This window comes from Variovorax sp. GW821-FHT09A10 (assembly GCF_059418385.1).
Genome location: NZ_JBWKPT010000001.1, coordinates 1,402,763 through 1,414,933 on the forward strand (window position 1 = coordinate 1,402,763; position 12,171 = coordinate 1,414,933).

Annotated in this window: 10 protein-coding genes; 2 read left to right on the top strand and 8 right to left on the bottom strand. The window is 65.5% G+C overall.

From position 1 onward, the window contains the following. Positions 1-6: 6 nt before the first annotated feature. From yjfF to AC07Q9_RS06700, 8 genes are all read right to left on the bottom strand, one after another. Entirely contained in the window at positions 7-1,041 is a 1,035-nt protein-coding gene (gene yjfF, locus AC07Q9_RS06665) for a galactofuranose ABC transporter, permease protein YjfF (protein ID WP_495308180.1), read from the bottom strand. Then, positions 1,038-2,072, bottom strand: a complete 1,035-nt coding sequence (locus AC07Q9_RS06670; protein ID WP_495308181.1) for an ABC transporter permease — start codon at positions 2,070-2,072, stop codon at positions 1,038-1,040. Before AC07Q9_RS06670 ends, yjfF begins: the two co-directional genes overlap by 4 nt. Before the next feature lie 148 nt (positions 2,073-2,220). Continuing rightward, positions 2,221-3,741: a sugar ABC transporter ATP-binding protein gene (locus AC07Q9_RS06675; protein ID WP_495308183.1), complete on the bottom strand. Its 1,521-nt coding sequence runs from the start codon at positions 3,739-3,741 to the stop codon at positions 2,221-2,223. A 4-nt stretch (positions 3,742-3,745) separates the two neighbouring features. Further along, positions 3,746-4,951 (bottom strand): multiple monosaccharide ABC transporter permease, encoded by a 1,206-nt coding sequence (gene mmsB / locus AC07Q9_RS06680; RefSeq protein ID WP_495308185.1) that lies wholly within the window; start codon positions 4,949-4,951, stop codon positions 3,746-3,748. Next, entirely contained in the window at positions 4,938-6,464 is a 1,527-nt protein-coding gene (gene mmsA / locus AC07Q9_RS06685; RefSeq protein WP_495308241.1) for a multiple monosaccharide ABC transporter ATP-binding protein, read from the bottom strand. Before mmsA ends, mmsB begins: the two co-directional genes overlap by 14 nt. A gap of 29 nt (positions 6,465-6,493) precedes the next feature. Beyond that, positions 6,494-7,564, bottom strand: coding sequence for a multiple monosaccharide ABC transporter substrate-binding protein (chvE, locus tag AC07Q9_RS06690; RefSeq protein WP_495308187.1), 1,071 nt, complete (start codon positions 7,562-7,564; stop codon positions 6,494-6,496). A 12-nt stretch (positions 7,565-7,576) separates the two neighbouring features. Further along, positions 7,577-8,542, bottom strand: coding sequence for an ABC transporter substrate-binding protein (locus AC07Q9_RS06695; protein WP_489059170.1), 966 nt, complete (start codon positions 8,540-8,542; stop codon positions 7,577-7,579). Positions 8,543-8,603: 61 nt separating this feature from the next. Next, a complete protein-coding gene (locus tag AC07Q9_RS06700; RefSeq protein WP_495308190.1) occupies positions 8,604-10,058 on the bottom strand; it encodes an aldehyde dehydrogenase family protein in 1,455 nt (484 codons plus the stop codon). A 147-nt stretch (positions 10,059-10,205) separates the two neighbouring features. Here AC07Q9_RS06700 and AC07Q9_RS06705 point away from each other — a divergent pair, with 147 nt between their 5' ends. Together AC07Q9_RS06705 and AC07Q9_RS06710 are read left to right on the top strand one after the other, a co-directional pair. Then, the gene (locus AC07Q9_RS06705) at positions 10,206-11,165 is read left to right on the top strand and encodes a LysR family transcriptional regulator (RefSeq protein WP_495308192.1); all 960 of its coding nucleotides are present in this window, start codon (positions 10,206-10,208) and stop codon (positions 11,163-11,165) included. A gap of 315 nt (positions 11,166-11,480) precedes the next feature. Next, a complete protein-coding gene (locus AC07Q9_RS06710; protein ID WP_495308193.1) occupies positions 11,481-12,134 on the top strand; it encodes a hypothetical protein in 654 nt (217 codons plus the stop codon). The last annotated feature ends 37 nt before the right edge of the window (positions 12,135-12,171 follow it).

Genomic DNA, 12,171 nt, shown 5'->3' on the forward strand with positions numbered 1-12,171 from the left:
AAATGGTCAGCGGCGCGGAGCGCGCGAGGTGAAGAAGCGTTGGAGCAGGCAGAACACGAAGAGCAGCGCGCCGACCACGATGCGCGTCCACCACGAGCTCAGCGTGCCGTCGAAGGAAATCAGCGTCTGGATGATCCCGAGCATCAGCACGCCGAAGAGCGTGCCCGCCACGTAGCCCACGCCGCCCGTGAGCAGCGTGCCGCCGATCACCACCGCCGCGATGGCGTCGAGCTCCAGCCCGAGCGCATGCAGGCCGTAGCCCGAGAGCATGTAGAAGGTGAAGATCACGCCGGCCAGCGCCGAGCAGAAACCCGAGAGCGTGTACACGCCCACGAGCGTGCGGCGCACCGGCAGGCCCATGAGCATCGCCGAATGCTCGCTGCCGCCGATGGCGTACACCGCGCGGCCGAACGGCGTGCAGTGCGCGATGAACACCGCGGCCAGCAGCACGGCGATGGCGATCACCGCGCTGACCGAGACCGAGGCCTCGCCCCAAATGGGAATGCGGATCTGCGAGACCTCCGAATAGAACGCGTTGGTGATGCTGATCGAGTCGATGCTGATGAGGTAGCACAGCCCCCGCGCGAGGAACATGCCCGCCAGCGTGACGATGAAGGGCTGCAGCCGGAAGCGCTCGATGAGCAGCCCCATGAACGCGCCGAAGGCCGTGCCCATCGCCAGCACCAGCGGAATCACGACGGCCGGACTCCAGCCGTGCTTCTCGATCAGCGAGGCCGACACCATCGTGGTGAGCGCGATCACTGAACCCACCGACAGGTCGATGCCGCCTGAGAGGATCACGAAGGTCATGCCGACCGCGACGACGATGAGGAAGGCGTTGTCGATCAGCAGGTTGAGGAACACCTGCGCCGAGAAGAAGCCGTCGTAGAACACCGAGCCCAGCGTCGCCATCAGCACGAACAGCGAGATGGTCGCGGTGAGCGGCAGGTACTTCGGATTGAGCCCCTTCTTGCCCCCTCTCCCGCTTGCGGGAGCGGGTTGGGGTGAGGATGCCGCGTTGGCGTCGATCACCGCACTCATGCCCTGCCCCCGTCATGCACCGGCCGCTGCACCAACGTGCGAACCTCCGCCCGGAACTCCGGCGACTGCATCAGCATCACCACGAACACCACCACCGCCTTCACCACGAGGTTGATCTCCGGCGGCACGCCCAGCGAATAGATCGCGTAGGTCAGCGTCTGGATGATGAGCGCGCCGATCACGCTGCCCACGAGGCTGAAGCGCCCACCCGTGAGCGCCGTGCCGCCGAGCGTGACCGCGAGGATCGCATCGAGCTCCAGCAGCTGGCCGGCGTTGTTGCCGTCCGCGCTCTTCACGTTCGAGCTGATCAACAGGCCCGCCACGCCCGCGCACACGCCGCAGAACGCATACGCGCCGACGACCAGCCGCCGCGCCTGGATGCCCGCCACGCGCGCGGCCGTCGGGTTGATGCCCACCGCCTGGATGAACAGGCCGAGCGCCGTGCGCGTGATCGCCAGGTACAGCAGCGCGAACACCGCCGCCACGATGAACAGCGAGAACGGCAGCCCCAGCAGGTAGCCGCTGCCGAGGAAGAAGAAGGGCTTGTAGTAGATCGTGATGATCTGCCCGTCCGCAATGAGCTGCGCGATGCCGCGCCCCGCCACCATGAGGATCAGCGTCGCGATGATCGGCTGCATGCCGACCTTGGCGACCAGGAGGCCGTTCCACAGGCCGCACAGCAGCGCGACGGCCAGCGCCGCGAGGATCGCGAGCGGCATCGGGAAGTGGCTCACGTCGCTGGACACCGAGCCGCCGATCATCCAGGCCGCGACCGCCGCCGCGATGGCCACCACCGCGCCCACCGAGATGTCGATGCCGCGCGTGGCGATCACCAGCGTCATGCCGAGCGAGACCAGCACCAGCGGCGCCGCGCGGTTCAGGATGTCGATGAGGCTGCCGTAGAGATGCCCATCGCGCCATTCGAGGTGCAGGAAGCTCGCGTTGAACGCGGTGTTGATGGCGAGCAGGAGCAGCAGCGTGATGACCGGCCAGGCGAGCCGATGCTGCATGAGGGATGAAAGGCGCGTCATGTCTTCTGCCTTGCTCCTTCCCCTTCCGGGGGAAGGCTGGGATGGGGGCACGCGGCCTCTGATGCTGCGCGGCGGTGAAGGCCGCGAGCCCCCACCCCGACCCTCCCCCGGAAGGGGAGGGAGAAACACGAGGAGAGATCGTGGCGCGTCATGCGGCGGCAATCATTTCGTAGACCTCGTCCTCGGTCGAACCACCGGGTAGCTCACCCACCTTCTGTCGGTCGCGCAGCACCACGATGCGATGCGCCACGCGCACCACCTCGCTCATCTCCGACGAGATGAAGATCACCGCCATGCCCGCACGCGCGAGCCGCAGGATCTCTTCCATGATTTCCTGCTTGGCCGCCACGTCGATGCCGCGCGTGGGCTCGTCCAGGATCAGCAGGCGCGGCTCGGTGGCGAGCCAGCGCGCGATCATGGCCTTCTGCTGGTTGCCGCCCGAGAGCAGGCCGATGGGGGTTTCGACGCTCGCCGTCTTGATGCCCAGCGAAGCGACAAAGCGCTCTGCCATCGCGGTCTGCTCGGCGTGCGAGAGAAATTTCCGCGTGCCGAGCCGGGCCTGCAGCGCCAGCGCGATGTTCTCGCGCACCGACAGCTCGGCCACGATGCCGTCCGTCTTGCGCTCCTCGGGGCACAGCGCGAGGCCTTCGCGGATCGCATCGGCCGGATTCGAAAAACTGACGGAGCGGCCGTCGATCTTCAGCACGCCACGGTCGGGCGATTCGAGTCCGAACAGCAGGCGCGCGAGTTCGGTGCGGCCCGCGCCGAGCAGGCCGGCGATGCCGACGACCTCGCCGGCACGCACGCGCAGATCGGTCGCCTGCAACTGCCCCGCCTGCCCCAGTCCTTCGGATTGCAGCAGTGCCGGCGCGGCCTCGTCGAATGCGGGCAACGCGGCAGGTCGTGCCGATTGCGCAGCCAACTCGCGACCCAGCATCGCCGCGATCAAGGCTTGCGGGCCGAGGTCCGCCGCTTTCCACTCGCCCACCCAGTTGCCGTTGCGCAGCACGGTGATGCGGTCGGACACCGCGTACATCTGGTTCAGGAAGTGCGTCACGAAGACGATGGCAAGGCCCTCGCCGCGCAGCCGACGCAGCACCTCGAACAGCTTCTCGACTTCATCGTCATCGAGGCTCGACGTCGGCTCGTCGAGGATCAGCACCTTCGACGACACGCCGAGCGCCCGTGCGATCGCCACCATCTGCTGCACCGCGACCGAATAGCTCGACAGCAGCCGCGTCACGTCGATGTCGAGCCCGATGCGCGCCAGCAGTTCTTCTGCTCGACGGTTCACCGCGGCCCAGTCGATGCGAAAACCCTGCATCGCTCCGCAGCGCGGATAGCGCCCGGCGAACACGTTCTCCGCCACCGAGAGGTTCGGGCACAGGTTCACCTCCTGGTAGACCGTGCTGATGCCGAGCTTCTGCGCCTCCAGCGGCGAGCCGGGCCGGATGGCCTGGCCATCGAGGAACATCTCGCCGCCGCTCGATGGCAGAACGCCCGTGAGCACCTTGATGAGCGTCGACTTGCCCGCGCCGTTCTGCCCCATCAGCGCGTGGATCTCGCCCGGGTAGAGCTTGAGCTGCACGCCGTTCAGCACCGGGATGCCGGCGAACTGCTTGTGGATGCCCCGCAACTCCAGCACGGGGGTGACGCCGCGGTCGGTCATGCGTTCACTTGTTCTTGTTGTAGACGTCGATGAACACCGCCGCCAGCAGCACCAGCCCCTTGATGACCTGCTGGTAGTCGATGCCGATGCCCAGGATCGACATGCCGTTGTTCATCACGCCCATGATGAAGGCGCCGATCACCGCGCCCATCACGCGGCCCACGCCGCCCGAGGCCGAGGCGCCGCCGATGAAGCAGGCCGCGATCACGTCGAGCTCGAAGCCCAGGCCCGCCTTGGGCGTGGCGGTGTTCAGGCGCGCCGCGAACACCAGGCCCGCCAACGCCGCCAGCGCACCCATGTTCACGAAGGTGAGGAACGCGAGCCGCTGCGTCTTCACGCCCGACAGCCGCGCAGCCTTCTCGTTGCCGCCCAGCGCATAGATGCGCCGGCCGATGGTCGTGCGATTCGTGACGAAGTCGTACACCACGATCAGCACCGCCATCACCACCAGCACGTTGGGCAGGCCTTTGTAAGTCGAGAGCAGGTAGCTGAAGAACAGAATGATCGCCGCGAAGAACAGGTTCTTCACGAGGAAGAAGGCGTAGGGCTCCTGCTCCATGCCATGCGCCTTGAGCTTGGCACGCCCGCGCAGCTTGAAGAACACCAGCGCCGCCGCCGCCAGCGCGCCCACGATCAGCGAGGTGGTGCGCAAGGTGTCGCCGCCGAGCGGATCGGGAATGAAGCCCGAACTCAGGCGCTGGAACTCGACCGGAAACGGCCCCACCGACTGTCCCGCCAGCAGCGCCAGCGTGAGCCCCTTGAACACCAGCATGCCCGCGAGCGTGACGATGAACGAGGGGATCTTGCGGAACGCGACGAACCAGCCCTGCGCCGCGCCAATCACCGCGCCGGCCGCGATGCTGACGATGGCGGTCGGCACGAAGTGCCATTCGTACTCCACCATCAGCACCGCCGCGAGCGCGCCGATGAAGCCGCAGACCGAACCCACCGACAGGTCGATGTGCCCCGCCACGATCACCAGCAGCATGCCCAGCGCCATGATGACGACGTAGCTGTTCTGCAGCAGCAGGTTGGTGAGATTCAGCGGCCGCAGCAGCGTGCCGTCGGTCAGCACCTGGAACAGCACCATGATCGCGACCAGCGAGATCAGCATGCCGTATTCGCGCAGGTTGTTCTTCAGGAAGCCCACGTGGAGCTTCGGGGTGACGGGTGCGGCGCCCTGCACCGCGTTGGCTTCAGGCAGGGACATGAACGGAACTCCCTGCGCTCACGATGGCATGCATGATGCGCTCCTGCGACGCCTCGGCCGCGGTGAACTCGGCCACGAAGCGGCCCTCGTTCATCACGTAGATGCGGTCGCACATGCCCAGCAGCTCGGGCAGTTCGGAAGAAATCATGAGAATGCCTTTGCCCTCGCTCGCGAGCTGGTCGATGATGGTGTAGATCTCGTACTTGGCGCCCACGTCGATGCCGCGCGTGGGTTCGTCCAATATCAGCAGTTCCGGCTTGGTGAAGAGCCACTTGCTCAACACCACCTTCTGCTGGTTGCCGCCCGACAGGTTGACCACCAGCTGCTCGACGCCCGAACAGCGGATGTTCAATGCCTTCCTGAAGTCGTTGGCCACCTTGAACTCGCGGCCGTCGTCGATCACCGAGCGTTCGGCAATCGCATCGAGGTTCGCGAGGCTGATGTTCTTGCGGATGCCTTCCTCCAGCACCAGCCCGAGGCCCTTGCGGTCTTCGGTGACGTAGGCGATGCCGTGGTCGATGGCCTTGCGCACGGTGCTCACGTCCACCGGCTTACCGTGCATCAGCACCGAGCCGCTGATGCGCTGGCCGTACGACTTGCCGAACACGCTCATCGCCAGCTCGGTGCGCCCCGCGCCCATGAGGCCCGCGATGCCGACGATCTCGCCCTGGCGCACCTGCAGGTTCACGCCCTTGATCTGCTCGCGGTCGGCATGCAGCGCGTGGTGCACGCGCCAGTCGCGCACCTCCAGCACGGTCTCGCCGATCTTCGGCGAGCGCTGCGGGTAGCGGTGCTCCATGTCGCGCCCGACCATGCCGCGGATGATGCGGTCTTCGCTGATCGGCTGCGTGCGGCAGTCCATGGTCTCGACCGCGGCACCGTCGCGCAGCACGGTGACCGAGTCGGCCACCTTGGCGATCTCGTTGAGCTTGTGCGAGATGAGGATCGACGCGATGCCCTGGCGCTTGAGTTCGAGCAGCAGCATCAGCAATGCGTCGCTGTCGTTCTCGTTGAGGCTGGCGGTGGGCTCGTCGAGGATCAGCAGCTTGACCTCTTTGGCCAGCGCCTTGGCGATTTCGACCAGTTGCTGCTTGCCCACGCCGAGGTCGGTCACCAGCGTGGTGGGCAATTCCTTCAGCCCCACCTTGGCAAGCAGTTCGCGCGTCTTCGCATACGCGGCGAACCAGTCGATCACACCGCCGCTGGCGATCTCGTTGCCCAGAAACAGGTTCTCTGCAATCGACAGCAGCGGCACCAGCGCCAGCTCCTGGTGAATGATGATGATGCCGAGCTTCTCGCTGTCGGCGATGCCCTTGAAGCGCCGCACCTCGCCCTCGAAATGGATCTCGCCGGTGTACGAGTCGCACGGGTAGACGCCGCTCAGCACCTTCATGAGCGTCGACTTGCCCGCGCCGTTCTCGCCCACCACCGCGTGGATCTCCCCGGCACGCACCGCCAGGTTGACGTTGCTCAGCGCCTTCACGCCGGGAAACGTCTTGGTGATGCCCCGCATCTCGAGGATGGTGCGTTCGCCTTCCACGCTCACTTGACCTGGCTTTCCTTGTAGTAGCCGCTGTCGATCAGCACCACCTTCCAGTTCGAGGCGTCCACGCTCACCGGCTTGAGCAGGTAGGAGGGCACGACCTTGATGCCGTTGTTGTAGGTCTTGGTGTCGTTCACCTCGGGCGTCTTGCCCGAGAGCATGGCGTCGACCATCGCCACCGTCACCTTGGCCAGCTCGCGCGTGTCCTTGAACACGGTGGAGGTCTGCTCCTTGCGCAGGATCGACTTGACCGACGGCACCTCGGCGTCTTGCCCCGACACGATAGGCATGGGCTGCGAGGCCGAGCCGTAACCCACGCCCTTGAGCGACGACAGGATGCCGATGGACAGGCCGTCGTAAGGCGACAGCACCGCATCCACGCGGTCCTTGGTGTAGTAGGCCGACAGCAGGTTGTCCATGCGCGCCTGCGCCACCGCGCCGTCCCAGCGCAGCGTGCCGACCTTGTCCATGCCCATCTGCTTGCTGCGCACCACCAGCTTGCCGCTCTTGATGTACGGATCGAACACCGACATCGCGCCGTTGTAGAAGAAGAAGGCGTTGTTGTCGTCGGGCGAGCCGCCGAACAGCTCGATGTTGAACGGGCCCTTGCCGCTCTTCAGGCCCAGCGCCGTCTCGATCGACTGCGCCTGCAGCACGCCGACCTGGAAGTTGTCGAAGGTGGCGTAGTAGTCGACGTTCTTCGAGCCCTTGATGAGCCGGTCGTACGCGATGACCTTCACGTCCTTGTCGGCCGCCTTCTGCAGCACATCGGACAGCGTGGTGCCGTCGATGGCCGCGATGACGAGCACCTTCGAGCCCTTGGTCACCATGTTCTCGATCTGCGCGAGCTGGTTCGGAATGTCGTCGTCGGCGTACTGCAGGTCGGTCTTGTAGCCCTTGTCCTTGAAGTACTTGACCATGTTGGCGCCATCGGCGATCCAGCGCGCCGACGACTTGGTGGGCATCGAGATGGCGATCAGGCCCTTGTCCTGCGCGTGGGCCAGCGGCGTGAAGCCGACGACGGCGAAGGCCAGGCCCGCGAGCGAGGCCTTGAGGAAGTTGCGTTTCATGTCGGTCGGTCCTCAGTACTTGCGGTTGGGAAACTCTTTGGCCGCGACTTCCATCGGGAAGATGCCTTCTTCCGTGACGATGCGCTTGGGCAGCGTCTTGCCGGCCTTGATGTCCTTCACCGCGCTCATGAGCTGCGGCCCGAGCAGCGGGCTGCATTCGACCGACACGTTGAGCTTGCCGGCGATCATGGCTTCGAAGGCGCCTTTCACCCCGTCGATCGAGATGATGGTGATGTCCTTCGCGGGCTTCATGCCGGCCTCTTCGATCGCCTGGATCGCGCCGATGGCCATGTCGTCGTTGTGCGCGTAGAGCACGTTGATCTTCTTGCCCTCGGCCTTGAGGAAGGCTTCCATCACCTCCTTGCCCTTGGCGCGCGTGAAGTCGCCGGTCTGCGAGCGGGTGATCTTGAACTTCGGGTCGGCCTTGATGATTTCCTCGAAGCCCTTCTTGCGGTCGATGGCCGGGGCCGAGCCCACGGTGCCCTGCAGCTCGACGATGTTCACCTCGCCCTTCTGGTCCTTCATCTTCTCGACCAGCCAGCGGCCGGCCTTGCGGCCTTCCTCGGTGAAGTCGGAGCCCATGAAGGTCACGTAGAGCGAGTCGTCCTTGGTGTTCACGGAGCGGTCGGTCAGCACCACCGGGATCTTCGCGGCCTTGGCTTCGCGCAGCACGGTTTCCCAGCCCGACTCGACCACGGGCGAGAACGCGATCACATCGACCTTCTGCGCGATGTACGAGCGGATGGCCTTGATCTGGTTTTCCTGCTTCTGCTGCGCGTCGGAGAACTTGAGCTCGATGCCCGCCTCCTTGGCCGAGGACTTGATCGACTCGGTGTTGGCCGTGCGCCATTCGCTCTCGGCGCCCACCTGCGCGAAGCCGAGCACGAGTTTCTTCTGCGCGAAGGCGGACACGGGCAGCATGCTGCCCAGGGCTGCGGCGGCGAGCGCGGTGTTGAGGGTGCGGCGATTCATGGTCATGGGATGTCTCCTTCTGTTGACTTGCTTTTAAGAAACCGTTCGAGAACCGTTGGCTTGCAGTTCAGGCCAGCATGTAGCCGGTCTTCACCGTCGTGTAGAACTCCGCGGCGTGGCGCCCTTGTTCGCGCGGCCCGTAGCCCGACCCCTTGCGGCCGCCGAAGGGCACATGAAAGTCCACCCCCGCGGTCGGCAGATTGACCATCGTCATGCCGACCACGGCATGGCGCCTGAAGTGCATCGCGTGCTTCAGCGAGTTGGTGCAGAGGCCCGCGCACAGGCCGAAGGGCGTGTCGTTGCACAGCGCGAGCGCTTCGTCGTAATCGCCGGCGCGCAGCACGCAGGCCAGCGGCCCGAAGATCTCTTCGCGCGCGATGCGGTGTTCGGGTTGGGCCAGGAAGAGCGCGGGGCTCATGTAGTGGCCGGCGGTGGCGCGCTGCAGTGCCTCGCCGCCCCACACGTGCTCCGCGCCCTCTTCGCGCGCGATGTCGATCCACGCGAGGTTCTGCGCCAGCCGCTCTTCGTCGGCCACGGGGCCGATGTCGATGCCGCGCTCCAGCGCGTGGCCGATCTTCAGCGTCTTCAGGCGCTGGCGCAGCTGCGCCACGAAGGCGTCGTGCACGGCGGCTTCGACGATGAGGCGGCTCGACGCCGTGCAGCGCTGGCCGTTGGAAAAGTAGGCGCCCTGCACCGCGCAGTCGACGGCGCGGTCCAGGTCGGCGTCGGCCAGCACCACCAGCGCGTTCTTGCCGCCCATCTCCAGCTGCACCTTGGCGCGCCGTGTGGTGGCGGCCTGCAGCACGCGTTCGCCGTTGGCGGCCGAGCCGGTGAAGCTCAGCGCATCGACCAGCGGGCTGTCGACCAGCGCCTGGCCCGCTTCGCGCCCGCTGCCCATCACGAGGTTGAACACGCCGGCCGGCAGTGTGGCGCGGCCGATGATGTCGGCGAGCGCCCAGCCGCAGGCCGGCACCAGCTCGGCCGGCTTGAAGACCACGCTGTTGCCGTGCGCCAGCGCCGCGGCAATCTTGGAGGCCGGCACCGCGAAGGGCGTGTTCCACGGCGTGATGAGGCCCACCACGCCGACCGGCTCGCGCGTCACGTCGACCTGCACGCCGGCGCGCACCGAGGCCACGTTCTCGCCGCCGCCGCCGCGCAGGGCTTCGCCCGCGAAGAACTTGAAGATCTGGCCCGCGCGCGCCACCTCGGCCACGGCCTCGGGCAGCGTCTTGCCGACCTCGCGCGCCAGCAGCAGGCCCAGCTCGTCCTTGCGGGCGAGCAGCTCGGCGCCGATGCGGTCGAGCACGTCGGCGCGCCGCTGCGGCGTGCTGTGGCTCCAGTGCACGAAGGCCTCGCTGGCCGCGCGGATCGCCAATTCGACCTGGCGCCGGTCGGCACGTGCGTACTCGGCCACCACTTCGCTGGTGTCCGATGGATTGACGCTGACACCGGTGGTCGCGCTGGTTTCCCAGCGGCCGTTGATGTACTGGCGCACGCTCTGCCGAAGCTCGCCGTGGATCACCGTGGCGTTGCCTTGTCTCTGTTGTGATGGGACTGGGGCGGGAGTCTAGAAACGATTTCGATATCGATCCAATCGTTTTTTAGACAAAATGCATATCAATCGGTGGATTCTGGAAAACCCCGTCAGACCTTCGTTCGCACCCTCTTCATGAACACCTACAACCACTGGTTCATCCGCGCCCGCCTCAAGACCCGGCAACTGCTGTTGCTGGTGGCGCTGGCCGAGGAAGGCAACATCCACCGCGCGGCGCAGGTGCTCAACATGACGCAGCCCGCCGCGTCGAAATTGCTGAAGGACCTGGAAGACGTGCTCGAGGTGCCGCTGTTCGAGCGCCTGCCGCGCGGCATGCGCCCGACCTGGTACGGCGAGACCATGATCCGCCACGCCCGCGTGGCGCTGGCCAGCCTGAACCAGGCGCACGACGAGCTCACCGCGCTGAAGGCCGGGCGCCTCGGCCAGGTGAACGTGGGCGCCATCACCGCGCCGGGCCTCACGCTGATGCCGCCGGCCGTGGCGATGGTCAAGCGCGAGCAGCCCGACCTGCGCGTGTCACTGGAGATCGAAACCAGCCCGGTGCTGCTCGAGCGGCTCGAGCAGGGCAAGCTCGACATCCTCGTGGCGCGGCTGTTCGCCGAGCACGACAAGTCGCAGCTGCGCTACGAAGCACTCACCGAAGAGCCCGTGTGCGCGCTGGTGCGCCCCGGCCATCCGCTGCTGGGCGTGAGCGGGCTCACGCTGCGCGACGTGGTGGGCGCCGGCTGGATCGTGCCGCCCGCGGGCAGCGTGCTGCGCCACCGCTTCGAGCTGATGTTCCAGGAAGAAGGCCTGGCGCCGCCGGGCAACATCATCGAGAGCCCGGCGCTGCTGTTCATCACGCGCATGCTGCAGCAAAGCGACATGGTCGCGGTGCTGGCGACCGACGTGGCGCGCTACTACGCGGCGCACGGCATCGTATCGCTGCTGCCGCTGGACATGCCCTGCCACATGGACGCCTTCGGCATCATCACGCGCACCGACCGGCTGCTGTCGCCGGCCGCGAAGGTGATGATGAAGGCGCTGAAGACGGCGAGCATGAGCGTGTATGGACGCAAGCTGGACATGAGCTGAACGGGCGGTGCCGTTTTTTCACGCTTTTCGATAGTTTTTTAGCTCCCTCGGTGCGGGATGACCATTGTTTGCAGTGTTGGCAGGGCATTGCGTCAAGACTGCGGCGACTTTTTGTCGTCACACAGGTCGCCCCATGTCGAATGCTTCGCGCACGCTGTCGGTTCAATCTCTCGCGATTCCTCTTTTTCTTGGCCTGCCTACGCTGGGGCCCGTGCGGCCATCAGACCGCGAAGGGCTCAGTAGTCCGGCTTACAAGGATGGCTGGACTGATGTCAATATGCACGCCTCCATGGCCAGAGCACGCGGAGACAGCCAATGACCGCCGCGGAAGCCAAGAAAGCGGTACTGGAGGTCGGCGATCTTGTTTGGCAGCACGCCAAGTCCTCCCTCAAGTCGACTGCCGATCTCAACTGGCAAGCCATGAAGTGGAATTTCGGAATGCTGGGCGGAGAGTTCACTCAGAAGCGAACCATCGGACAGATCATTACCGACGCCGTCATCAGCATGTTCCCCATCGCGGGCGAAATCACCGCCGCACGCGATTCCATTGCGATCACCTTGCGGCTGTGCGATGACTCCAAGGCACGCGACAACAAGTGGGAATGGATTTCGCTGCTGCTGTGTCTTCTGGCGGTGATACCCGTTCTGGGCGGACTTCTCAAAGGCGTGGGGAAACTTCTCATTCGAGCCGCCGAGAAGTCAGAGAGCCTGGTCAAGCTCGCACAGGAAATCGTGGCCTTCGTACGCAAGATGGGCCACGGCGACCCCGTTGCTTGGCTCAAGGCACTGGACTTTTCCAAATACCAGAATCTGGTGATCAAAGGTTTTCACGAACTACTCACGCGCATCGGCAATGCCGTTCAATTCATCGCCAAGAACATGAGTGCGGTGCTGCCTGCAACCGTTCTGCTGCATCTGCGAGCGTTTCCTGTTGATTGCCGCCGAAAATTGACCCAGCTAACGCAGTAATTTCCGTCTAAGACTGACCCACGTAAAACCCTACCCT

Excerpts from the sequence above, each read along its gene's own strand:
- yjfF (WP_495308180.1), bottom strand. The coding sequence starts at position 1,041 with ATGAGTGCGGTGATCGACGCCAACGCGGCATCCTCACCCCAACCCGCT.
- AC07Q9_RS06670 (WP_495308181.1), bottom strand. The coding sequence starts at position 2,072 with ATGACGCGCCTTTCATCCCTCATGCAGCATCGGCTCGCCTGGCCGGTC.
- AC07Q9_RS06675 (WP_495308183.1), bottom strand. The coding sequence starts at position 3,741 with ATGACCGACCGCGGCGTCACCCCCGTGCTGGAGTTGCGGGGCATCCAC.
- mmsB (WP_495308185.1), bottom strand. The coding sequence starts at position 4,951 with ATGTCCCTGCCTGAAGCCAACGCGGTGCAGGGCGCCGCACCCGTCACC.
- mmsA (WP_495308241.1), bottom strand. The coding sequence starts at position 6,464 with ATGCGGGGCATCACCAAGACGTTTCCCGGCGTGAAGGCGCTGAGCAAC.
- chvE (WP_495308187.1), bottom strand. The coding sequence starts at position 7,564 with ATGAAACGCAACTTCCTCAAGGCCTCGCTCGCGGGCCTGGCCTTCGCC.
- AC07Q9_RS06695 (WP_489059170.1), bottom strand. The coding sequence starts at position 8,542 with ATGACCATGAATCGCCGCACCCTCAACACCGCGCTCGCCGCCGCAGCC.
- AC07Q9_RS06705 (WP_495308192.1), top strand. The coding sequence starts at position 10,206 with ATGAACACCTACAACCACTGGTTCATCCGCGCCCGCCTCAAGACCCGG.
- AC07Q9_RS06710 (WP_495308193.1), top strand. The coding sequence starts at position 11,481 with ATGACCGCCGCGGAAGCCAAGAAAGCGGTACTGGAGGTCGGCGATCTT.